The sequence below is a fragment of the Sphingobium sp. 22B genome, from assembly GCF_001580035.1.
Lineage (GTDB): Bacteria > Pseudomonadota > Alphaproteobacteria > Sphingomonadales > Sphingomonadaceae > Sphingobium > Sphingobium fuliginis.
Genome location: NZ_LTAB01000002.1, coordinates 111,903 through 135,397 on the forward strand (window position 1 = coordinate 111,903; position 23,495 = coordinate 135,397).

Genomic DNA, 23,495 nt, shown 5'->3' on the forward strand with positions numbered 1-23,495 from the left:
TTTGCGCTGGATTTGATAAGGACCATGCTCCTGCGCAGGCGGGAGCATCCAGCGTTTCCGGGATTCAGACCGCGCCGCCCAATGCCTTGACCAACGCAACGCTCGCCCGCATCCGCTGCGTCTCCACCGACAGCAGCGCGCGCTGCGCCTCCAGCGCGTCGGTCTGCGCCGTCACCACCTCCAGATAGTCCGACGCCCCATCCCGATAGCGGGTCAGCGCCAGCTCACTCGTCCGCCCTGCCGCCGCGGCCGCGCTGCGCTGGTTCACCGCCTGATCGGCCAGATGCCGGTTCGCGGCGATCGCATCCTCTACCTGCCGGAACGCCCCCAGCACCGTCTCCCGATAGCCCGCGCTCACCTCTTCATATTCCGCGCGGGACATCTTCACCCCAGCCCTCCGCCGACCGCCGTCGAACAGCGCCAGCACCGCCGAAGCCGGTCCTAACCCCCAGAAACTGCTGGGCTTGCTGAACAACTCGCCATGCGTCGTTTGATACCCGCCGGACAGCCCCAGGGTCAGCGTCGGGAAAAAGGCCGCCCTCGCCACGCCGATCCGCGCATTGGCCGCAAACATCCGCCGCTCCGCCGCCGCAATATCCGGCCGCCGCTGCAACAGCTCCGAAGGCGCGCCCGCCGGCAATGGAGGCGCGCCGAGAGGCTGCACCCGCACCGGGACGGAGAAGTCGGACGCCACCGCCCCGACCAGCGCAGCGATTTCGTGCTCGGTCGCCGCCCGCTCGTTGGCGACGGCGGAAATCTGAGCCTGCGCATTATCCAGCACGGTCTTGGCGCGGTTGACGTCGATCCCGGAGGCGATGCCGCCATCATGCCGCGTTGCCGTCAGTCGATAGGCCTTGCCGAATGCCTCCACCGTCTGGCGCAGCAATTCCGCCTCTGCGTCCAGCCCGCGCAACCGCGCATAGGCGTCCGCCACCGCCGCCTGAAGGCTGAGCCGCGCGGAGGCCAGATCGGCCTCGCTGGCCTGCGCATCCGCCCGCGCCGCCCTCACGCCGTTGCGGATGCGGCCCCAGAGGTCGAGTTCATAGTCCAGCGTGGCCCCCACGGAAAAATCATCATAGGTCGGCGCCGTTCCATTGCCGCCGAAACGCCTTCCGGACAGCCTCTGACGGCTGGCATCGCCCCCTGCATTCACCTGCGGGAACAGGTCCGCCCTCTCGATCCGCGCCGCCGCCAGCGCCTGGTCATAGCGCGCAAGGGCGGCCGCCAGCGTCGGACTGGCCTGCTCCGCCCGCGCCTCCAGATCGTTCAGCACGGGATCGCCAAAGGCCTCCCACCATTTGCCGCGCGACGCCTGATCCATCGGCGTCGCTGCCGTCCAACCCTCAGCTTCCTTGAACGCCTGCGGCACGGCGGTTGCAGGCGGCCGGTAGGCTGGCGCCATCGAGCATCCCGCCAGCCCTGCCAGCAACAGGGCCGCCGCCCGGCGATCAACCCCCATGGGCAGCACCCTTGGCGGCGGCCTGGACATGCACCTTGTCGCCGCTGCGGATCGCATCGGGCGGCGTGTCGATGACCCGGTCGGTCGGCAGGACGCCACCCGACAGCAGCACGACATTGCCTTCGTCCCGCGCGATCGTGACGGGCTTGACGGTCACGCGGCCGTCCCGGCCCACCACCGCCACGGTCGGCCCGTCATTGCCGTAGAGGATTGCGCTGCCCGGCAGGGTCGCGCCATTGCCCGATCCCGCCGGCACCTTGAAGCGGACCTGCGCATAGGCGCCCGGCTTCAGCGCCCCGTCGCGATTGTCCGCCTGCAATTGCACCAGCACCGCGCCCGACTGGGCATCGACGGCGCCCGAACTGCTGGTCAGGGTCGCGTCGAAGCTGCGCCCGGGATATTCCGGCAGGGTCAGCGTCGCCGCCATTCCCGGCCTGATGGCCGCCGAATAGCCTTGCGGCACCCGCACATAGATACGCATGCGATGCGTGTCGGACACGGTGAACAAGGGCTGGGCCGCCGCATTGCCCGCCACCACCAGAGCGCCGATCTGCGCCGACCGGCTCGTCACGACACCGCTGAACGGCGCGGACAGACGGGTGAAGCCCTGCAAGGCCTGCAAGCGCTTCACATTGGCGAGCGCCGCATTGGACAGGGCCCTGCGCGCGGCAAGATCGCCGGCCTTCTCATCCGCCTCCTGCCGCGAGACGGCGTCCTGCGCGAGCATGGAGGCCCAGCGCTTCGACGTGGTGGCGGCCAGCCGTTCATTGGCGAGCGCGGTCTGATAATCGGCCTGCGCCTGTGCGAGCTGCTGGTCCACCTCCGGCGCGTCCAATATGGCGAGCGGCTGCCCGGCCCCGACATGATCGCCTATATCGGCCAGCCACCGCCGCACATAGCCATTGGTCCGGGCAAAGATCGCCGCGCTGTTATAGGCCTGGACATTGCCCGGCAGCACCAATGCGTCGCCTTCGCCACCGGCGGACGGCGTCACCACCGAGACGGTGGGAATGGATGCGTCGGCAGCGACCTGCCTCAGTTCATTGGTCGCACTGATCCGCGACGCCACGCCGATGCCGACGATGGCGACCGCGACGACCGCCGCGCCGATCCCTACCCGCTTCAACGTGCGGCTATCGGGTCCTTGCGCCTCGGGATTTTCGATGGGGTTGTGCTCAGACATGGCTCGGCTGCATTTCCAGGGAAGGCGCCTTTTGTCCATGCTTGCGATGGACGAAGGCGAATATGGTGGGAACGAAGAACAGGGTGGCGACCGTCGCGCAGATCAGGCCGCCGATGACCGCCCGGCCCAGCGGCGCATTCTGCTCGCCGCCGTCGCCCAGCCCCAGCGCCATAGGCCCCATGCCGATGATCATCGCAAGGGCGGTCATCAGCACCGGTCGGAACCGGACCATCCCCGCCTCCAGCGCGGCCTTGCCGGCGTCGCCCAGTTCGGCGAGCTTCTCCCGCGCGAAGCTGACGACCAGGATGGAATTGGCGGTCGCCACGCCCATGCACATGATCGCGCCCGTCAGCGCGGGCACGGACAGCGTCGTACCGGTGGTGAACAGCATCCAAACGATTCCCGCCAGCGCCGCCGGCAGGGCCGTGATGATCACGAAGGGGTCGACCCAGCTCTGGAAGTTGACGACGATCAGCAGGTAGATCAGCACGATGGCCCCCGCCAGCCCCCATCCCAGCCCGGAAAAGGCCGTGTTCATCGTCGCATATTGGCCGCGGATGGTGACGGTCGTCCCCTTGGGCAGTTCCTTCTCCAGCGACCGGATCGCCCGCTGCACATCCCGGGCGACCGCACCCAGGTCACGCCCCTGCGTCGTCGCGAAGATGTCCAGCACGGGCGCAATGTCATAGTGACTGACGACGGGCACGGTGTTGGACCGCTTGATCGTGGCCAGCCCGCCCAGCGGCTGAACCGAGGCGCTTGCCGCGCTGCCCGACACCGGCACATTGCTAAGGTCGCTCATGGAGCCCACCAGATATTCCGGCGCCTGCGCCACGACCGGATATTGCACGCCGTTTTCCGGGTTCACGAAGAAGACGGGCGCGGTCTGCGACGTGCCTGCAAGCTGGCTTGCCAGGCTGGTCGTCACGTCCCGCTCCGACAGGCCATATTGCCCGACGCGCGAGCGGTCGACCTCGACATCGAGCTGCGGCGAGCGCGCCGGCTGCTGGATGCGGGCGTCGGCCAGTCCCGAAATGGTGGCCATCTTCGCCAGCAGCTTCTGCGCATAGGCGCGATTGCCGGCGGCGTTCTTGCCCGCGATCTGCACGTCGATGGGCGCGGGCGCGCCGAAGTTCAGGATCTGGCTGGTGATGTCGGCCGGCAGGAAGGCGAAGCCGGTGCCGGGGAAGCGGCGCGGCAGCTCCCGCCGCAGGGTGGCGACGATCTCGTCCGTCGGCCGATGACCTCTGGTCAGCGCGATCAGCATGTCGCCATCCTGCGGGCCGATGGTGCCGCTATTATTGTAGATGGCGTTGATGCCGCTGACCGGCAGGCCGATATTGTCCGTGATGGAGGCGAGTTCCTTCGCGGGGATCAGTGAGCGGACTTCCCGCGCGATGCGGTCGAAGCGGGCGGCGCTGTCTTCGATCCGGGCGCCCACCGGCACGCGCACATGCATCGCGATCTGCCCTGAATCGACCGAGGGGAAGAAGTTGCTGCCCAGCATCGGCAACAGCCCGAAGGACAGCAGAACGACGGCCATGAAGCCGAGCAGGAAGGGCTTGCGCGCATTAAGCGCCCGGTGCAGCAGCCCGACATAGCCGCGCCTTATCCTTTCGAAGCGCCGTTCGAACCCGCGCTGGAAGCGGACCAGCGGATTGCGCGAGGCAGGCGCCCCGGCCATATGCGCGTCGCCCTGTTCGACATGGGGCCGCAGCAGATACATGGCCATGGTCGGCACCAGCGTCCGCGACAGGATGAAGGATGCGATCATCGCGAACACGACGGAAAGCGCCATCGGCACGAACAGGAATCCGGCGACCCCCGGCAGGAAGAACATCGGCACGAACACGATGCAGATGCACAGCAGCGACACGAAGGCGGGCGTCACGATCTGCGCCGCGCCGTCCAGTATCGCCTCGATCACGCCCTTGCCCTGCTCCAGATGCCAGTTGATATTCTCTATGGTCACGGTGGCGTCGTCGACCAATATGCCGACCGCCAGCGCCAGCCCGCCCAGCGTCATGACGTTCAGCGTCTGGCCGAAGGCTGCAAGCGCCGCGACCGCCGCCAGGATCGCAAGCGGGATCGACAGCGCGATGATCACCGTCGAGCGCCAGGAGCCCAGGAACAGCAGGATCATCAGGGACGTCAGCGCCGCCGCGATGGCGCCTTCGTGAATGACGCCTTCCACCGCCGCCTTCACGAACAGCGACTGGTCGCCGATGGGCAATATCTTCAGGCTGTCCGGCAGGCCCGCCGCGATCTGGGGCAGCTTTTCCTTGACGCCGTCCACGATCGCCAGGGTGGAGGTGGCGCCGTTCTTGAGGATGGTCAGCAGCACGGACCGGCTGCCCTCGACATGCACGATATTCTGCTGCGGCCCGCTGCCGTCGCGGACATGCGCGACATCGCGCATCGTGATGGTCGCGCCGTTGACCACCTTGACGGGCAAGTCGTTCAGCGCCTCTATGGAGGAAGGCGCATTGTTCAGCTTCACGCTGTACTGGGTTTCCCCGATCTTGACGAAACCGGCCGGATTGATCTGGTTCTGCGCGGCGATCGCCGCACCCACATCCTGCGCCGACAGCCCCTTGGACTGAAGCGCCAGCGGATTGAGGTCGATCTGCACCTGCCGCTGCTTGCCGCCCGAGGGGAAAGGCATGGCAAGGCCGGGGACCGTGATCAGCGGCGGGCGGACCTGGTTCATCCCCATGTCGAACAGCTGCTGTTCCGACAGCCCCTTGCCCGACAGGGCGAGCTGGAGGATCGGCACGGTCGACGCGCTGTAATTCAGGACAAGCGGCGGCGTGATCCCCGGCGGCATCTGGCGCAACACGGTCTGCGACACCGACGTCACCTGCGCGGTCGCGGTGCGGATGTCGGCGCCCGGCTGGAAATAGATTTTGATGATGCCGATGCCCTGAAGCGACTGGCTCTCGATATGTTCGATGTCGTTGACCGTGGTGGTCAGCACGCGCTCATAGGGATTGACGATGCGGTTGGCCATGTCCTCCGGCGACAGGCCCGCATATTGCCAGGCGACCGCTACCACGGGAATGCGGATATTGGGAAAGATGTCGACCGGCGTTCGCGCCGCCGCCAGCACCCCCGCGATCGCGATCAGGATCGCCATCACGATGAAGGTGAGCGGACGATGCAGGGCAACCTTGACGATACCGATCATTCACGACTCCACGGATGCGCCGCCGGATGATCCCCGCCGCACATGACGATACAACCTCTCCAGATATTTTCGCCGCCTGATACCAGAGACGAAGCGCGCCAGGAAATGCGCATATCGTTTGCCGCATTTCCGGCCGTCGCCAGAAAGGCGGCCAGCGCGGAAATGCTCCAGGACGCGTGGGGGCTTCGTTCGGGGCGAGGCGAATTTCTACACATCCTAGAATGCGACGGCATCCCCGGCCATGGCGGAGTGCTGCGGCAATGAGGGGGCATAGCCCGCGCATCTCCGCCGGCCAGCCGGGAGACGCCGCCACATTCGAAGCCGCCCATGCGCCCTTGGACATTCTGCGTCTAATATATAATATGGCATGATCGATATGTTGAGCGACATGATCCATGGACCTTCGCCATCTCCGCTATTTTCTGTGCGTCGCTGAGGAGATGCATTTCGGCCGCGCCGCGCTGCGCCTCGGCATATCGCAGCCGCCGCTCAGCCAGCAGATCCGTGCTCTGGAGGAGGAACTGGGCGTCCGCCTGTTCGACCGCACCAGCCGCAGGGTGCGACTGACGGAGGCGGGCCGGCTGTTCGAGCCTGAAGCGCGCCGGACCCTTGCCCAGGCGGACCGCGCCGCACAGATCGCGCGCATGGCCCAAAGGGCGGAGATCGGGCGGCTGGGGCTGGGCTTCACCACTTCCGGCCCCTTCGTGCCTCCGGTGGCGCGGGCGCTCTACCGCTTCCGCCAGACCTATCCCGATGTCGAACTGATCCTGCGCGAACAAGGGCGCGACGAGCAGGTGGAGAGTGTGGCGAGCCGTCAGCTCGACCTTGGCATCGTGCGTAATTTCGAGGCGCCGGCGCTGCCCGAAGGCATGCTGTCCCGATGCCTGCTCAAGGAAGAGATGGTGCTGGCCCTGCGCGCCGATCATCCGCTGGCGCTGCGCCCTGCCCCGCCGCGCATCGCTGACCTCTCCGACGAGCCGCTGGTGCTCTATGGCGCGCCCAATGGGACGGGGTTCACGGAGCATTTCCAGGCCCTGTGCGCGGAAGCAGGGTTCGTCCCGAAAATCTCGCATGAAGCCCGCAGCCTCGCGACCCTGCTGGGCCTTGTCGCGGCCGGCTTCGGCCCCACGGTGATCGCCGGGTCGATGGCGCGGCTGCATGTCGACAATGTGATCAACCGCCCGTTCGACGTGCCGGTCATGAGCGCGCTCTGGCTGATCCATCATGAGGATCTGTCACCGACCGGCCGGGCCTTTCTGAAGACCCTGCTGGAAGAACGTCATTTGTAGGAGTTAATTCACGAAACATCTTCTGCTCAAGCCTCCTCTTCCCATTCCCCTTTCCAGCCTCTATGCATGGCCGCCGAAGGGTGGTTTCGACCGACCTTCATGATCGCGCCGGTGCCCTCCCAAGGGGCTTAATAGGGAATGCGGTGATGAATCCGCGGCTGTCCCTGCAACTGTAAGCGGCGAGCGAGACGCATAGCGATCCCCCGGAAGCGCCGGAGGATCAGCCACTGGGCCGGACGCTAAATCATGCGAGGCCTGGGAAGGCCATGCGCCAAGCTATGACCCGCGAGCCAGGAAACCTGCCTGCGTCTGGTCGCTCTTGCCTTGGTCCAGGGGATGGCCACGGCACGGTCCTCCGTCTGAGCGACGCTTCACGCAGCGGGAGCTGCTGTCGGCATGCCGGGCGCAAGAGCGTCCGTCCGGCATGAAGGCGGCTCCCGTCCGGTTTCGCAGACGCAGACGGGGTATCGACCCTATGAGCATATCGACCCATGAGCCGGAATCGCCCGGGGCGCCGGCCAGCCGTCTTCGCCGCCGCGCGACCGGCATGTTCGCCGGGCTCATCGCCGCCAATCTGACGGCCTGGATCGCGGCCTTCACGATCTTCGCGGGCGATCCGGTCATGCTGGGCACGGCGTTGCTGGCCTGGAGCCTGGGCCTCCGCCATGCCGTGGATGCCGATCATATCGCCGCCATCGACAATGTGACCCGCAAGCTGATGCAGGACGGCCAGCGGCCCCTGACCGTCGGCTTCTGGTTCGCCATCGGCCATAGCGGCATCGTCCTGATCGCCGCCGTCGCCATCGCTGTCGCCGCCAATGCGCTGAGCCGGGTGGAAGCGGCGGGAGCCATCGGCGGCACCATCGCGACAATGGTGTCGGCGACCTTCCTCTTCGCCATCGCGGCGATGAACCTGATCATCCTCCGATCAGTTCTCAGGACGTTCAACCATGTTCGAAAGGGTGGAGCCTATGTCGATGAAGATATGGACATATTGCTCGGCAACCGGGGTTTGCTCGCACGCCTCTTCCGCCCGCTTTTCCGGCTGGTGACGCGAAGCTGGCACATGGCTCCGCTCGGCTTCCTCTTCGGCCTGGGCTTCGATACCGCAACCGAAGTCGCCATTCTGGGCCTGTCCGCCGGTCAGGCCGCCAGCGGCCTTTCGGTTGCGACCGTCCTCATCTTTCCCCTGCTCTTCGCGGCGGGCATGGCGCTGATCGACACGGCGGACGGTGCCCTGATGATGGGCGCCTATCAGTGGGCGTTCGTGAAGCCGATCCGCAAGCTCTATTACAATATCACCATCACGCTGGTGTCGGCGCTGGTCGCGCTGCTCATCGGCGGGATCGAGGCAGCGGCCCTGCTGGGCGACAAGCTCGGCCTCAGCGGCGGCGTCTGGACCCTTGCCGCCGACCTTGGCGAGCATTTCAACAGCCTCGGCTTCATCATCATCGGCCTGTTCGCCGCCTGCTGGCTGCTGAGCTGGGCCATCTATCGCTGGAAAGGCTTCGACGAGATCGAAGTCGCTCCCATCCCCAGCCACCAACCGCAAGGAAATCCCGCATGAAAAAGGTTCCCGCCACCGTCATCACCGGCTTTCTCGGCGCCGGCAAGACCACGCTGATCCGTCACCTCATCGAACATGCGGGCGGCTGCCGCCTCGCCCTCATCATCAACGAATTCGGGGACGTGGGCGTCGACGGCGCGCTGGTGCGGGGCTGCGGCGACGAAGCCTGCCCGGACGAGGACATCATCGAACTGGCCAATGGCTGCATCTGCTGCACCGTGGCCGACGATTTCCTGCCGACCATGCAAAAGCTGCTCGACCGGCCCACCCCGCCCGATCACATCATCATCGAGACCAGCGGCCTTGCCCTGCCCAAGCCGCTGGTGAAGGCCTTCCAATGGCCCGACATCCGCACGCGCGCCACGGTCGACGGAGTGATCGCCCTGATCGACGCCGACGCGCTGGCGGCGGGTCGCTTCGCCCATGACGAGGCGGCGCTCGCCGCCGCCCGCGCGGCCGACCCGACGCTGGATCATGACAGCCCCATCGAGGAACTGTTCGAGGACCAGCTTGCCTGCGCCGACCTTGTCCTGCTCAACAAGACCGATCTGGTCGCCGTGGACCGGCTGGCCGTGCTGGAGCGGGAACTGGCCCAGGAAATCCGCCCCGGCGTCCGCATCCTCCGCACGGCGAGGGGAGAGATCGATCCGGCCATATTGCTCGGCCTTGGCGCCGGGGTGGAGGACGGGATCGATGCCCGTCCCTCGCACCATGACGATGGGGAGGATCACGACCATGACGATTTCGAGAGCTTCATCGTCGACCTGGGCGAACTTTCCGGTCCGGAGCCGCTGTTGGCGGCGCTGGCGGAGAGCATCGCCGTGCATGACATCCTGCGGGTGAAGGGCTTCCTCGCCATAGAAGGGCGCCCCGCCCGCCTCGTGCTGCAAGCCGTCGGCCCCCGCATCCAGCATCATTATGACCGGCACTGGCAGGCCGACGAACCGCGCCACTCCCGTCTGGTGGTGATCGGCCAGAGCGGCATGGACCGCGCCGCCATAGAGGCCGCGCTCGGCGCGCAGATGGCCTCTGCCTGATGCATCTGCTGACCGCCACGCCCGGCACCGTCTCCAACGGCGACGAAGCCATCGACCTCGGCCAGTCGTCGGGCGACATCGTGCTGCTGACCGTGGCGGACAGCGAACTTGCCTGTTTCGCGAGCGCGGCCCATGTTCTGGGGCAGGAACTGGGCAGGGCGGCGCCCGAAATCCGGCTGGCCAATCTCCTCCAGCTCAAGCACCCCTATTCCGTCGATCTGTATGTCGAAAAGGTCGTCGCCCACGCCAAATTCGTCTGCGTCATCCTGCTGGGCGGCAAGAGCTATTGGCCCTATGGCATTGATGAGATTGCAAATATCGCCCGGAAAAAGGGCATAGCCTTTGCGGCGATTGCCGATGGGCGAGAAGATGACCCCGCGTTGCGCGCCGCATCGACCGTCGCGGCGGAGAGCTGCGATCTCCTGCGCGACTATCTGCGGCAGGGCGGCATTGCCAACGCCATCGCCTTCCTGCGCAACGCCGCCCGCCTTGCCGGCTTCGACGCGGGCGTTCCCGATGCGCCCGTTCCGGTGGCCGACGCCGGCCTCTATTTGCCCGGCGTCGATCGACCCACGCTGGATCAGGTCAGGAGCGGATGGAAGGCAGGGCAGCCGACGGCCCTCTTCCTCTTCTACCGCGCGCTGCTGATCGCGGGCACGCTGGAAGCCGTGGACCGCATGGTCGCGGGATTGGAGACGGCGGGCCTCAACGTCCTTCCCGTCCATGTGCGCGCCTTGCGCGAACCTTTCGCCCGGGACTTCCTGCAAGGGCTGATGGCGGAGGCGCCGCCGGACGTCATCCTCAACGCCACCGCCTTTGCCGCCAGCGCGCCGGGCGAGCCGCGCACGCCCTCCATCCTCGAACAGGCGGATTGCGCGATCCTCCAGACGATCTTCGCCAGCGCCGAACAGAGCGCCTGGGAGTCGAGTGCCCGCGGGCTTGGCCCCCGCGACCTCGCCATGCATGTCGCGCTGCCGGAGTTGGACGGCCGCCTCTTCACCCGCGCGGTCGCCTTCAAGGCCGCGGCACGGTTCGATGCCCGCACGGAATGCAGCATCGTCGTGCCCCAGATACTGGAAGATCGTGTCAGCTTCGTATCCCAACTTACTGCAAATTGGGCTAAACTTCGTAGAACGCGAGTGGAGGAACGTCAGGTCGCGCTCATCCTCGCCAACTATCCCAACAGGGATGGCCGCATCGGCAATGGCGTCGGCCTCGATACGCCCGCCAGTGCCGCCGCCATTCTGAAGGCCCTGGCGGAAGCAGGCTACGGAACGGATGATGCGCCCACCGACGGCGCCGCGCTGATGCAGCGCATGACAGGTGGCATCACCAATGCCGCGCCGGACCGTCCGGGTGAAATCACCCTCTCGCTCCAGGCCTACGACGCAGCCTTCGCCACGCTGCCCCAGACGGTCCGCGAAGCCGTCCGGTGCCGTTGGGGCGCGCCCGAAACCGATCCTTTCTTCCGCGATGGCGCCTTCCATCTGCCGGTGCACCGCTTCGGCCGGATCGCGGTCGCCGTGCAGCCGTCGCGCGGTTATCATGTCGATCCCAAGAGCAGCTATCACGACCCGGCGCTGCCCCCGCCCCATGCCTATCTCGCCTTCCATATCTGGCTGGCCGGCGATTTCGGCGCCCATGCCGTCGTCCATGTCGGCAAGCACGGCAATCTCGAATGGCTGCCGGGCAAGGCGATCGCGCTGTCCGAAAACTGCTTTCCGGAAATCTGCGCCGGGCCGATCCCGCAAATCTATCCGTTCATCGTCAACGATCCCGGCGAAGGCACCCAGGCCAAGCGCCGCATCGGCGCCTGCATCGTCGACCATCTGACGCCGCCATTGACCCGCGCCGAGAGCTACGGCCCGCTCAAGGAGCTGGAGGCTCTGGTCGACGAATATTATCTCGCCGCCGGCATGGACCCACGCCGGCTGGAAACGCTGCGCAAGGACATTCTGGCCCTCGCCGCCTCGCAAGGGCTGGACAAGGATTCAGGCGCGCAGGGAAGCGGAGACGAGGCTTTAGCAGCGATCGACAACTATCTGTGCGAACTCAAGGAAATGCAGATACGCGACGGGCTGCACGTCTTCACGCAAAGCCCGAAGGGTTCCCTTCGCCGCGACCTGCTCATTTCCCTTGCCCGCTGCCCAAGGGGTATGGACGATGCCGGCCAGCAGTCCCTGCTCCGTGCGCTGGCGGATGATCTGGGGCTGGATTTCGACCCGCTCGACTGCACGATGGGCGCGCCCTGGGCCGGACCCCGGCCGGAAGCGCTGCAAAGCCTGACAGGAGCACCTTGGCGCAGCACGGGCGACACGGTGGAACGGCTGGAACTTCACGCCATCCGCCTGCTCGATGAGCTGGAACATCGTCATTCCCGCGCGGGCGGGGATGACGGCAGTTGCCGGAAAGGCGCTCCCGGTCCACGGAGCGCTGCGGTTCTCAAGGCTATCGAAACCGATCTCGCCCCACGCGTCGACGGCTGCGGAGAGGCCGAAAAAGCCGCACTCCTCAAAGCCCTCAACGGCGATTTCGTCGCCCCGGGCCCTTCCGGAGCGCCCACCAGGGGTCGCCCCGACGTCCTCCCCACCGGGCGCAATTTCTATTCGGTCGACACCAGGGCCGTGCCCACGGTGGCGGCATGGAATCTCGGGCAGCGCTCCGCCGATCTCATCGTGCAGGACTATCTCCAGCGCGAGGGCGACTATCCCCGCGCCATCGCCCTTTCCGCCTGGGGCACCGCCAATATGCGGACCGGCGGCGACGACATAGCGCAGGCGCTGGCCCTGATGGGCGTCCGGCCCCGCTGGGACTGGGCTTCGGGCCGGGTCATCGGTTTCGAAGTCATGAAGATCGCGGAACTGAACCGCCCCCGCGTCGACGTCACCTTCCGCGTGTCCGGCTTCTTCCGCGACGCCTTCCCGGAACAGATCGACCTGATCGACAGCGCCGCCCGCGCCGTCATGGCGCTGGACGAGCCGGACGAGGACAATCCGGCCGCCGCCCGCCACCGCATCGAAACCGCCGCGCTGATCGCGCAGGGCACGCCGGAAAAGGCCGCGCGGCGCCGCGCGGGAAGCCGCGTCTTCGGTTCGAAACCGGGCGCCTATGGCGCCGGCCTCCAGGCGATGATCGACGAGAAGATCTGGCACGACCGGTCGGACCTTGCCAATGTCTATCTCGACTGGGGCAGCTATGCCTATGGCGGCGGGGTGGAAGGCGACAGCGAACGCGGCCTCTTCGCGCAGCGCCTGACCGAAGCCGACGCGCTGATCCAGAATCAGGACAATCGCGAGCACGACCTGCTCGACAGCGACGATTACTACCAGTTCGAAGGCGGCATCGCCGCCGCGGTCGAGCATCTCTCCGGCAGGAGGCCGCTCAGCTATCATAACGACCACAGCCGTCCCGAACGTCCGGTCATCCGCACGCTGGAGGACGAGATCGGCCGCATCGTCCGCGCCCGCGTCACCAACCCCAAATGGATCGCGGGCATGATGCGCCACGGCTACAAGGGCGCGTTCGAGATCGCGGCCTCCGTCGACTATCTCTTCGCTTTCGCCGCCACGACCCATGCGGTGAAGGATCATCATTTCGACGCCGTCCACGCCGCTTTCATCGAGGATGAGGCGGTCCGCGCCTTCATGGCGGAGGCCAATCCGGCAGCCCTGCGGGAGACCGCCGCCCGCCTTCACGAAGCGCTGGACCGCGCCCTTTGGAAACCCCGGTCGAACAGCGCCGCCATGCTTCTCTCCCAACTCAAGGATGCCCCGCAATGATCGAACGCACGCCCGAACAGCATGCCGAAAAGATGAAGAAGAAACAGGCCGCTCATGACAGGATCATGGCGACCAAGACGCAGGAAAAGGGCCTGCTGATCGTCCACACCGGCAAGGGCAAGGGCAAGACGACCGCCGCGCTCGGCATGGTGGTCCGCGCCATCGGCCATGGCAGGAAGGTGGGCGTCGTGCAGTTCGTGAAGGGCGCGATGACCACCGGAGAAAAACGGGTGTTCGATGCGTTCCCCGACAATGTCGAATTCAAGCCGATGGGCGAAGGCTTCACCTGGAACACGCAGGACCGGACGCGGGACATTGCCCTTGCACGCGAAGCATGGGATGAGGTGAAACGCATGATCGCCGATCCGGCCTATGACATGGTCCTTGCCGATGAACTCAACATCGTCCTGCGCTACGACTATCTTCCGGTCGAAGAGGTGTTGGAGGCCGTGACCGCCAGGGGCGAAATGAAGCATGTCATCGTCACAGGCCGCAACGCGCCCGAGGCGCTGATAGAGGCGGCCGATCTCGTCACTGAAATGACCCTCGTCAAACATCCCTTCCGCAGCGGCGTGAAGGCCCAGCCGGGAATCGAATTCTGACACACACCGCCTTCGACATCGCCGCCTTTGAGGAACTGGTGCACCTGCGTCGCGACGTGCGCCATTTCCTGACCGATCCGCTGGACGAGAGCGAGGTCGAACGGCTCCTTGCCCTTGCCCATAGCGCGCCCTCCGTCGGGCTGTCGCAGCCCTGGCGTTTCGTCCGGATCGAAACGCCCGCCCTGCGCGAGGATCTTGCCGCCCATGTCGACGCGCAGGTGATCGAGGCGGGCAGTATCTATCGGGGGGAGGAAGACAGGCTGTACCGAAGCCTGAAATTGCACGGCCTGCGCGAAGCGCCGGTGCTGTTCGCGGTCTATTGCGACGAAGGCACGGAAACCGGCCACAGGCTGGGCGCGATCACCATGCCGGAGGCGCGCCGCTATAGCTGCGTGATGGCGATCCACACCCTCTGGCTGGCTGCCCGCACGCGCGGCATCGGCATGGGCTGGGTTTCGATCCTCGACCGCCCGACCGTGGACGCCCTGCTCGCCATTCCGGAAAACTGGCGCTGCCTCGGCCTGCTGTGCCTGGGCTATCCGGTGAGCGAGGAGGCGACGCCGGAACTGGAGAGGCGCGGCTGGGAACATCGCACCGACTGGCATTCCACCATCGTTACGCGCTGACGATTCCCGTCCGAAGGCCTCTTCCCTTTCCTTTCCGCCCGGCCTATGAGCGTTTTTGGAGCGGGTTCCGCCCGCTCCATCGATCGCGTCGGTGCCCCGAAGGGGCTTAAATGGGAACGCGGTGCGGGAGGAGACTCCCTAATCCGTGGCTGTCCCTGCAACTGTGAGCGGCGAGCAAGGCAAGGACGTGCGGTTCCCCCCGGGGAACGGCCAGCCACTGGAGCGATCCGGGAAGGCCCGTGCCGAAGCGACGACCCGCAAGCCAGGAGACCTGCCGAACGCAAAGGTCGCTCTAGCCATGGTCCAGGGGATGGTCACGGCTCGGTTCTCCGCACGGGCGACGAAATGCGGCTGGGGGTGAACCCTCCGGCCGTCGTTGCGACGTGGGAGGTAAGGTCCGTTGCCAGACGCGCAAAGCGCATCGTCCGCCGCCATTCGCGGCTGGTGCCCGACGGCATGGCGCCCGATGATGGCGGGCGACGGGCTGCTGGTGCGGGTCCGTCCACCGCTGGGCCGTCTGACCGTCCCCCAGGCCATCGGCCTTGCCGAAGCCGCACGTCTTCACGGCAATGGCCTTGTCGACCTCACCAACCGGGCCGCGCTCCAGCTTCGCGGCGTGACGGAACAAGGCCATGGCCCGCTGCTCCGGCGCCTTGTCGCCCTGGGCCTTGCAGATCACGATCCGGCCCGCGAAGCGCGCCGCAATTTCCTGCTCGCTCCCGATTCATTGCCCAGGGACGACACGGAAAGCATCGCGCTCAGCCTGATCGCCCGCATCGCTGAGCTGCCCCAGCTTCCTTCCAAGATCGGGATCGCCATAGATGCCGGGCCTGCGCCCTGTCTTGCCGCCGTCCCCGCCGATTTCCGGTTCGAGCGCAGCGAGGCGGGCAGGCTGCTGCTGCGGGTGGAGGGGCGTCCGCTGGGTTCGCCCACCAGCGTTGAAACGGCGGCGCGCGACCTGATTGCGCTTGCCCGCTGGTTCCTTGCCACGGGCGGCGGCGCATCGGGCCGTGCCGCCCGGCACGAAGCCCCGCTGCCGACCGCTGCCGACATCGCGCCCGCGCCGTCCCGCCCGCTGTCCCAATTGCTGGCGGAGGCATCGGGGCCTTTCCACGGCATTCCCTTCGGTCAGCTTGACGCCGACAGCCTTATCGCGCTGGCCGGGAAACCGCATGTCACGGCCCTGCGCCTCACCCCATGGCGCGGTTTGATCCTGGAGGGCGGCGCAGACAGCGCGGAGCACGCCTCCCCTGACGGCTTGCTCCGCGTCGACGCCTGCCCCGGCGCGCCCGCATGCCCGCAGGCAAGCGTCGAGACCCGCGGCCTCGCCACCCGGCTCGCGCCCCTTGTCGAAGGGTCACTGCATGTGTCCGGCTGCGCCAAGGGCTGCGCCCGCCAAAGGCCCGCAGGGCTGGTCCTCACCGGCCGGCAGGGCCGCTTCGACCTGTCCCGCAACGCCCGCGCCGGATCGCCGCCGGAAACGACCGGCCTGACCGCCCGACAAATCCTCGCCCTTTTCGGAAGGCCCTGATGCCCCACAGCTACGAAACCGACGGAGCCGCCATCTACCGGCAGTCCTTCCGCACCATTCGCGCCGAAGCCGACCTTGCCCGCTTCTCGCCCGAGGAGGAACGCATCGCCGTCCGCATGATCCATGCGGCGGGTCTGGTCGGACTTGCTTCCCACATCCGCTTTTCGCCGTCCTTCGCCCGGGACGCCATCGCCGCGCTTCAGGCGGGCGCGCCGATCCTCTGCGACGCGCGCATGGTGTCGGAGGGCATAACCCTGAAGCGCCTGCCCGCCGCCAATCCGATCCTCTGCACCCTGAACGATCCGCAGGTGCCTGCCCTGGCGGCGCAAATGTCCAACACCCGCTCGGCCGCGGCGCTCGAACTCTGGCGCCCGCATCTGGAGGGTGCGCTGGTCGCGATCGGCAATGCCCCGACGGCGCTTTTCCATCTGCTCAACATGCTGGAGGACCCCGACTGCCCCCGCCCGGCCGCGATCATCGGCTGCCCCGTCGGCTTCGTCGGCGCGGCGGAATCGAAGGAAGCGCTCTGGCGCAGCCGGCCCGTCCCCTGCTGTATCGTGGAGGGTCGCCCCGGCGGCAGCGCCATCACGGTCGCGGCGGTGAATGCGATAGCGAGCCCGGCGGAATGAGCGGCGGGACCATCCATGGCGTCGGCCTGGGACCGGGGGCGCAGGACCTGATGAGCGTCCGCGCCGACCGGCTGATCCGCAATGCCCGGCACATCGCCTATTTCCGCAAGAGGGGAAGGTCGGGCCATGCCCGCAGCATCGTGGAGGGCATGTTGCGCGCCGATGCCGTCGAATATCCGATGGAATATCCGGTCACGACGGAAATCCCGCTGTCAGACCCGCGCTACAATGATCTGCTCTCGACCTTCTATGCCGATTGCACGGCGCATCTGGACGGGCTTTCGGCACGCGGCGAGGATGTGGTCGTCCTTTGCGAAGGCGATCCCTTCTTCTACGGCAGCTTCATGCACCTGCACAGCCGCCTTGCCGCGCCGGTGAAGATCGTCCCCGGCATCACCGGCATGTCCGGCGCCTGGACCGCCAGCGGCATGCCGATCAGTTGGGGCGACGATGTCCTGACGGTGTTGATGGCCACCCTGTCCGAAGAGGAACTGACCCGCCGCATCCGCGACAGCCATGCTCTGGTCGTCATGAAGATCGGCCGCAACCTTCCCAGGCTTCGCCGCGCCGTCGAAGCCGCGGGCAAGCAGGACAGCGCCTGGCTGGTCGAATATGCGACCATGGCGGATCAGCGCATCACCCCGCTGACGGAAGCGACCGACGTCACCGCCTATTTTTCGATCCTGCTGGTCCACGGACAGGGCCGCCGTCCATGACCGGATGGGTCGTGGCCGCCGGTCTTGGTCCGGGAGCGGACGCGCTCATCACGCCGGAGGTGTCGGATGCGCTGGCGCAGGCGAGCGACGTCATCGGATACATCCCCTATGTCGCCCGGGTGGCCCAAAGACCGGGCCTGACGCTCCACGCCTCGGACAATCGGGTCGAACTCGACCGCGCCGCCCATGCCCTGGCCCTCGCCGCGCAGGGCAAGCGGGTGGCGGTGGTTTCCTCGGGCGATCCGGGGGTCTTCGCCATGGCCTCCGCCCTGTTCGAAGCCGTGGAGGCGGGGCCGGAGGACTGGCGCGACCTCGACATCCGCGTCCTGCCCGGCATCACCGCCATGCTCGCCGCCGCCGCAAGGGCGGGCGCGCCGCTCGGCCATGATTTCTGCGCCATCAACCTGTCCGACAATCTCAAGCCCTGGCCGCTGATCGAGCGCCGCCTGCGCCTCGCCGCACAGGCCGATTTCGCCATGGCCTTCTACAATCCCCGTTCCCGTTCCAGGCCGGAGGGTTTCGGGCGGGCGCTGGCGATCCTGCGCGAGGAATGCGGCGAGGACCGGTTCATCCTGTTCGCCCGGGCCGTCTCCACGCCCGAGGAAACGCTGAGCGTGGTGCCGTTGAGCCGGGCCACTGCGGACATGGCCGACATGCGCACCATGGTCATCGTCGGTTCCAGCCGCACCCGGCTGATCGAACGCTCCGGCCCGCCCATCCTCTATACGCCGCGCTCCGCCGCATGACCCAGCCATTGCAGCACCCCGGCGACCTCATGCGTCACCTGCGCCGCTGGACAGGCCGGACGCTCGATCATCACGACCGGCAGTCCCAGCATGCGCGCGGCGACCAGCTTCGCCCGCGCGCCGCCGCCCCCCGCATTTTTCGACACCACGCAGTCGATGCCATGGGCGCGCATCAACTGCATGTCGCCCTCCACCGTGAAGGGACCGCGGTCGATCACCAGCGCATGATCGGGCAGCACCGGCGCAACGGCGGGCATATCGACGAAGCGCAACAGATAATGATGCTGAGGCTGCACGGCGAAGGCGTCCACATGCATGCGCCCAAGGGCCAGCATCACATTCTGCCTGGCTCCCTCCAGCGCTGCCACCGCCCCGGCCATGTCCGGCACATGGGTCCAGCGGTCTCCCTCCGCCGCGGTCCAGGGCGGCCGGGTCAGCATGATATGCTCCACCCCCGCCTCCCGCGCCGCGCCAAGGGCATTCCCGCTCATCACAGCGGCGAAGGGATGAGTGGCGTCCACCAGATGGGTGACGCCTTCCTCCCGCAAATAGCGCGCGAGGCCGGCGATGCCCCCGAAGCCGCCGACGCGCACCGGCACCGGCTGCGCCCGTGGTTTGTCCGTCCGCCCCGCATAGCTCAACACCGCGCGAACGCCCCGTTCGGCAAGAGCAGCCGCAAGCGCGCTCGCTTCCGTGGTGCCGCCCAGAATGAGGATGTTGGACATGCCCGATACTCCTGACGGTCCGTGGCTGACGATCGTCGGCATCGGGGAAGACGGCCCGAATGGCCTGTCGTCCGCCGCCCGCGAAGCGCTGGAGAAAGCCGCGCTCGTCGCCGGAGCGCCGCGCCATCTTGCGCTGCTGCCAGCCCTTAGGGCCGAAAGCCTGCCCTGGCCAGTCCCGTTCGCGGCCGGCGTTCCGATGCTGCTCGCCCGCCGTGGAGACCCAACCGTCCTGCTTGCCTCCGGCGATCCCTTCTGGTTCGGCGCGGGGAGCAGCATCACGCGGCATTTGCGGCCGGATGAATGGACGGCGCACCCAGCGCCCTCCACATTCTCACTTGCCGCCGCGCGGCTGGGCTGGGCGCTTCAGGACGTGGAATGCCATGGCCTCCACGCCGCGCCGCTGACGCGGTTGCGTCCCGGTCTCGTGCCCGGCCGCCGCGCCATATTGCTGCTGCGCGACGGGCAGGCGGCGGGCGAGCTTGCCGCCTGGCTGACGGAACAGGGCTTCGGCCGTTCGACCCTGCATGTGCTGGAAGCGCTGGCCGGCCCCCGCGAACATATCCGCCAGTGCACGGCCGAAGCGCCGGACCTTGCCGATGTCGCGCATCCCGTTGCGGTCGGCCTGTCCGTGGCGGGCGAAGGCAGGACGCTCCCCCGCTCCAGCGGCATCCCCGACGACTGGTTCGACCATGACGGCCAGATCACCAAGCGCCCGGCCCGCGCCCTGACCCTGTCCGCCCTGGCGCCCCGCCCCGGCGAGACATTATGGGACATAGGCGCAGGTTCCGGCTCCATCGCCATAGAATGGCTGCTCGCCCATTCCTCCACCCAGGCCATCGCTTTCGAGGCCGATCCGGACCGCGCCGCCCGGGCGCGCGCCAATGCCCTTCATCTGGGCGTCGACCGCCTGACCGTCATGGAGGGCAGAGCGCCCGACATCCTGACCGGCCGGACCCGCCCCGAGGCCGTCTTCATCGGCGGAGGGCTGAGCCAGTCCCTGCTCGCGACATTGTTCGCCCTGCCCGGCGGTCCCACGCGCCTTGTCGCCAATGCCGTCACGCTGGAATCGGAAGCGCTGCTTGCCAAATGGCATGCCGACAAGGGCGGCGACCTGCTTCGCATCGAGCTTGCGCAGGCAATGCCCCTGGGCAGCCGTCGCGGCTGGCGTTCCGCCTATCCGCTGGTGCAGTGGAGCGTGACGCTATGATCGTCGCCGGCTTCGGCTTCCGCCACAGCGCGTCGCTCGCTTCGCTGGAATCGGCGCTGGAGCAGGCGACGGGCGCCATGATCGCCGTCGACGCGCTGGCAACCCTCGATGGCAAGGCCGGGCAGCTTGCGCCATTGGCGCGCAAGCTCGCCCTGCCCCTGATGGCCGTCGGCGTGGAAAGGCTGGCGGAACAGCCCGTGGCCACCCGATCTCCCGCTAGTATGGCCGCCCATGGCACCGGCAGCGTCGCCGAAGCCACGGCCCTCGCCGCTTCAGGGCCAGAGGGCCGCCTGCTTGCCCCCCGCGCCTTCTCTTCCGACCGCCTGGCAAGTTGCGCCCTAGCCGAAAGCCCTGCCCCATGACCGTTCATTTCATCGGCGCCGGTCCCGGCGCGCCCGACCTCATCACCCTGCGCGGGCGCGACCTGATCGCGCGTTCTCCGGTCTGTCTCTATGCCGGATCGCTGGTGCCCGCCGCCCTGCTCGATCATTGTCCGGCGGGCGCGCGGATCGTCAACACGGCGCCGCTGACCCTGGACGAGATCGTCGCCATCATCGTCGATGCCCATCAAGCGGGGCATGACGTCGCGCGCCTTCATTCCGGCGACCTGTCCGTCTGGTCGGCCATGGGCGAGCAGCTTCGGCGGCTGAAAGCGATCGGCATTCCTTTCAGCATCACGCCCGGCGTCCCCTCCTTCGCCGCCGCCGCTGCCGCCATCGGCGCCGAACTGACGCTGCCCGAACTCGGCCAGTCGGTGATCCTCACCCGGACGCCGGGACGCGCCAGCGCCATGCCGTCCGGTGAAAGCCTCTCCGCATTCGGCGCGACCGGCGCGACGCTCGCCATCCATCTTTCGATCCATAATCTGGCACAGGTGGTGCGCGACCTGATCCCGCATCATGGCGCCCATTGCCCCGCGGCCGTGGTGTGGCGCGCAAGCTGGCCGGATCAGCGGATCGTGCGGGCGACGCTGGGCACCATCGGGGAAGCTGCTGCGGACGGGCCCGAACGGACCGCCATCATTCTTGTCGGCCCGGTGCTGGGCAGCGAGGATTTCGCGGAAAGCAGCCTCTACGCGCCCGGCTATGACCGCCGTTTCCGACCGGCCAGCGCCGACTCCGCCTTCATCGACAAGCCATGACGCCGGGCCTTCTGATCGCGGCGCCCCGTTCAGGATCGGGCAAGACGACCGTCACGCTGGGCCTGTTGCGGGCCTTTTCCCGGATGGGCATCAGGGTACAGCCGTTCAAGTCCGGCCCCGACTATATCGACCCGGCATTCCAGCAGGCGGCCAGCCGCCGCCCCTCCTTCAACCTTGACAGTTGGGCGATGTCCGCATCGCAGATGGCGACCGTTGCAGGCCGGGCCGACGCAGAACTGATCGTCGCGGAAGGCGTGATGGGCCTGTTCGACGGCGCCCCCGCCATCGGGGAAGCCGGCACCGGCGCGAGCGCGGACATCGCGGCGCTGTTCGGCTGGCCCGTCCTTCTCGTCATGGACGTGTCGGGCCAGAGCCAGTCCGCCGCCGCCATCGCCAGCGGTTTCCGTGGCCTTCGTTCCGATATTTCCATGGCCGGCGTCGTCCTCAACCATGTCGCCAGCCAGCGCCACGAACGGCTGATCCGCTCGGCGATGGAGGGGGCGGGCATCCCCGTCCTGGGCGCCATTCCGCGCTCCGCCGCGCTCCACCTGCCGGCGCGTCATCTGGGTCTGGTCCAGGCGGCCGAACAGGCCGATCTCGACCGGATCATCGACCGGATGGCGGAAATCGTGGCGACCCATGTGGACCTCAACGCCGTCCGGCGCGCAGCCCGGTCCGCCCCGGCGCAGGATCGCGCTTCAATGCCGACCCTGCCGCCACCCGGCCAGCGCATCGCCATCGCCCGGGACGAAGCCTTCTCCTTCACCTATGCGCATCTCCTGTCCGGCTGGCGGGATGCAGGCGCGGAAATCCTGCCCTTCTCCCCCCTGGCCGACGAAGCCCCGGCAGCCGATGCCGATGCGGTCTGGCTCCCCGGCGGCTATCCCGAACTCCATGCGGGCCGGATCGCGCAGGCGGCCCATTTCCTTTCCGGCCTGCGCCGCCACGCACTGGACCGTCCGATCCATGGCGAATGCGGCGGCTATATGGTGCTGGGACAGGCGCTGATCGATGCCGACGGGCAGGCACATGCCATGGCCGGCCTGCTCGGCCTCGTCACCAGCTTCGCGGAACGGCGCCTTCATCTTGGCTACCGACAGGCGCGCTTGCTGGCGCCGATGGGCGGCATGCCTGCGGGAGCGATGCTGAACGGCCATGAATTCCATTATTCCACCATCGTCGAGCAACCGGACAGCCCGCTCGCTCATGTGACCGACGCGGAAGGTCAGGCCGTTCCGTCGACGGGATCGCATCGCGGCCGTGTCACCGGCAGTTTCTTCCACCTCATCGCTCCCGCCTCGAAAGCCTCCTCATGATCAGTATCGACCTTATCGGCATCGGCACGGGCAATCCCGATCACCTCACCCGCGCCGCGGTGAAGGCGATGAACGACGCCGACCTCATCCTGCTGCCCCGCAAGGGCGACGCCAAGTCCGACCTCATCGACCTGCGCCGCGCCATTTGCGCCGAACTGCTGACGCAGGCGGTGAAAATCGTGGAATTCGACATGCCTCGGCGAGCGGACCGGACCGATTATGTCGGCGCCGTCCTCGACTGGCACGATGCCATCGCCGCGCTCTGGATGGAGCAGGTCGCGCGGCACCTTCCCGAAGGCGGCAGGCTCGCCCTGCTGGTCTGGGGCGATCCGTCGCTTTATGACAGCAGCCTGCGTATCGCCGGGCGCCTGCCGGACGTGAAGATCCGCGTGATCCCCGGCATCACCAGCGTACAGGCGCTGACCGCCGCCCACGGCATCTGCCTCAACGACCTTGCCGATCCCGTGCTGATCACCACCGGCCGGCGCCTCAGCGAACGCGGCTGGCCGGACTGCGCCGACAGCCTGGTCGTCATGCTGGATGGCCATTGCGCCTTCCAGACCCTGCCGCCCGAGGGTCTCGACATCTGGTGGGGCGCCTATCTGGGATTGCCCCAGGAAAGACTCGCCCAGGGTCCGCTGGCCATGAGGGGGGCCGAGATCGCCTCATGCCGCGCTGCGCTCCGCCAGGAACACGGCTGGATCATGGACATCTATCTTTTACGAAGGCGCAAGACGGTCCGACGACCCTGAAGC

At 67.5% G+C, this 23,495-nt stretch carries 19 protein-coding genes and 2 riboswitches; of the genes, 15 read left to right on the forward strand and 4 right to left on the reverse strand.

Annotated features, from left to right (window positions below):
- Nucleotides 1-64 precede the first annotated feature (64 nt).
- Genes A0J57_RS03495 through A0J57_RS03505 form a run of 3 tightly spaced genes read right to left on the reverse strand, consistent with a single transcriptional unit; the run spans nt 65 to nt 5,829 of the window.
- On the reverse strand, nt 65-1,459 hold the full coding sequence (locus A0J57_RS03495; protein ID WP_061933846.1) for an efflux transporter outer membrane subunit: 1,395 nt from the start codon (nt 1,457-1,459) through the stop codon (nt 65-67).
- Entirely contained in the window at nt 1,449-2,642 is a 1,194-nt protein-coding gene (locus tag A0J57_RS03500; protein WP_061933848.1) for an efflux RND transporter periplasmic adaptor subunit, read from the reverse strand. Before A0J57_RS03500 ends, A0J57_RS03495 begins: the two co-directional genes overlap by 11 nt.
- The gene (locus tag A0J57_RS03505) at nt 2,635-5,829 is read right to left on the reverse strand and encodes an efflux RND transporter permease subunit (protein WP_061933851.1); all 3,195 of its coding nucleotides are present in this window, start codon (nt 5,827-5,829) and stop codon (nt 2,635-2,637) included. The genes A0J57_RS03500 and A0J57_RS03505 overlap by 8 nt, the downstream gene beginning before the upstream one ends.
- 395 nt (nt 5,830-6,224) lie before the next feature.
- Here A0J57_RS03505 and A0J57_RS03515 point away from each other — a divergent pair, with 395 nt between their 5' ends.
- From A0J57_RS03515 to cobJ, 10 genes are all read left to right on the forward strand, one after another.
- Entirely contained in the window at nt 6,225-7,118 is an 894-nt protein-coding gene (locus A0J57_RS03515; RefSeq protein WP_025546659.1) for a LysR substrate-binding domain-containing protein, read from the forward strand.
- 92 nt (nt 7,119-7,210) lie between these two features.
- Nucleotides 7,211-7,440, forward strand: a riboswitch (cobalamin riboswitch).
- 153 nt (nt 7,441-7,593) lie between these two features.
- Entirely contained in the window at nt 7,594-8,685 is a 1,092-nt protein-coding gene (locus A0J57_RS03520) for a HoxN/HupN/NixA family nickel/cobalt transporter (RefSeq protein ID WP_061933855.1), read from the forward strand.
- A complete protein-coding gene (gene cobW / locus A0J57_RS03525; protein WP_061933857.1) occupies nt 8,682-9,722 on the forward strand; it encodes a cobalamin biosynthesis protein CobW in 1,041 nt (346 codons plus the stop codon). The genes A0J57_RS03520 and cobW overlap by 4 nt, the downstream gene beginning before the upstream one ends.
- Nucleotides 9,722-13,501 carry a cobaltochelatase subunit CobN gene (cobN, locus tag A0J57_RS03530; RefSeq protein ID WP_061933859.1) on the forward strand — a complete coding sequence of 1,260 codons (3,780 nt, stop codon included), beginning with the start codon at nt 9,722-9,724 and terminating at the stop codon, nt 13,499-13,501. Before cobW ends, cobN begins: the two co-directional genes overlap by 1 nt.
- Nucleotides 13,498-14,103: a cob(I)yrinic acid a,c-diamide adenosyltransferase gene (cobO, locus tag A0J57_RS03535; protein ID WP_025546651.1), complete on the forward strand. Its 606-nt coding sequence runs from the start codon at nt 13,498-13,500 to the stop codon at nt 14,101-14,103. The genes cobN and cobO overlap by 4 nt, the downstream gene beginning before the upstream one ends.
- A 17-nt stretch (nt 14,104-14,120) precedes the next feature.
- Nucleotides 14,121-14,729, forward strand: a complete 609-nt coding sequence (gene bluB / locus A0J57_RS03540; protein ID WP_076605713.1) for a 5,6-dimethylbenzimidazole synthase — start codon at nt 14,121-14,123, stop codon at nt 14,727-14,729.
- 72 nt (nt 14,730-14,801) lie between these two features.
- Nucleotides 14,802-15,023, forward strand: a riboswitch (cobalamin riboswitch).
- A gap of 172 nt (nt 15,024-15,195) precedes the next feature.
- Nucleotides 15,196-16,260 carry a cobalamin biosynthesis protein CobG gene (locus A0J57_RS03545; RefSeq protein ID WP_061933861.1) on the forward strand — a complete coding sequence of 355 codons (1,065 nt, stop codon included), beginning with the start codon at nt 15,196-15,198 and terminating at the stop codon, nt 16,258-16,260.
- Nucleotides 16,260-16,889 (forward strand): precorrin-8X methylmutase, encoded by a 630-nt coding sequence (locus tag A0J57_RS03550; RefSeq protein WP_044660799.1) that lies wholly within the window; start codon nt 16,260-16,262, stop codon nt 16,887-16,889. Before A0J57_RS03545 ends, A0J57_RS03550 begins: the two co-directional genes overlap by 1 nt.
- Nucleotides 16,886-17,605, forward strand: coding sequence for a precorrin-2 C(20)-methyltransferase (cobI, locus tag A0J57_RS03555; RefSeq protein WP_061933863.1), 720 nt, complete (start codon nt 16,886-16,888; stop codon nt 17,603-17,605). Before A0J57_RS03550 ends, cobI begins: the two co-directional genes overlap by 4 nt.
- On the forward strand, nt 17,602-18,351 hold the full coding sequence (gene cobJ / locus A0J57_RS03560) for a precorrin-3B C(17)-methyltransferase (protein ID WP_025546642.1): 750 nt from the start codon (nt 17,602-17,604) through the stop codon (nt 18,349-18,351). The genes cobI and cobJ overlap by 4 nt, the downstream gene beginning before the upstream one ends.
- Here the strand turns inward: cobJ and A0J57_RS03565 are convergent.
- Entirely contained in the window at nt 18,327-19,076 is a 750-nt protein-coding gene (locus A0J57_RS03565) for a cobalt-precorrin-6A reductase (protein ID WP_061933865.1), read from the reverse strand. The two genes, cobJ and A0J57_RS03565, sit on opposite strands and share 25 nt — an antisense overlap.
- On the opposite strand from A0J57_RS03565, the gene A0J57_RS03570 reads away from it, so the two are divergent.
- The 5 genes from A0J57_RS03570 to cobF are packed head-to-tail and all read left to right on the forward strand — an operon-like array spanning nt 19,075 to nt 23,492.
- Nucleotides 19,075-20,283, forward strand: a complete 1,209-nt coding sequence (locus tag A0J57_RS03570) for a bifunctional cobalt-precorrin-7 (C(5))-methyltransferase/cobalt-precorrin-6B (C(15))-methyltransferase (protein WP_061933867.1) — start codon at nt 19,075-19,077, stop codon at nt 20,281-20,283. The genes A0J57_RS03565 and A0J57_RS03570 overlap by 2 nt on opposite strands.
- Complete coding sequence (locus tag A0J57_RS03575; RefSeq protein ID WP_025546640.1) at nt 20,280-20,645, forward strand: cobalamin biosynthesis protein; 366 nt, start codon at nt 20,280-20,282, stop codon at nt 20,643-20,645. The genes A0J57_RS03570 and A0J57_RS03575 overlap by 4 nt, the downstream gene beginning before the upstream one ends.
- Nucleotides 20,642-21,424 (forward strand): precorrin-4 C(11)-methyltransferase, encoded by a 783-nt coding sequence (gene cobM, locus A0J57_RS03580; protein WP_025546638.1) that lies wholly within the window; start codon nt 20,642-20,644, stop codon nt 21,422-21,424. The genes A0J57_RS03575 and cobM overlap by 4 nt, the downstream gene beginning before the upstream one ends.
- Complete coding sequence (locus A0J57_RS03585; RefSeq protein WP_061933869.1) at nt 21,421-22,740, forward strand: cobyrinate a,c-diamide synthase; 1,320 nt, start codon at nt 21,421-21,423, stop codon at nt 22,738-22,740. Before cobM ends, A0J57_RS03585 begins: the two co-directional genes overlap by 4 nt.
- Nucleotides 22,737-23,492: a precorrin-6A synthase (deacetylating) gene (gene cobF, locus A0J57_RS03590; protein ID WP_061933871.1), complete on the forward strand. Its 756-nt coding sequence runs from the start codon at nt 22,737-22,739 to the stop codon at nt 23,490-23,492. The genes A0J57_RS03585 and cobF overlap by 4 nt, the downstream gene beginning before the upstream one ends.
- The last annotated feature ends 3 nt before the right edge of the window (nt 23,493-23,495 follow it).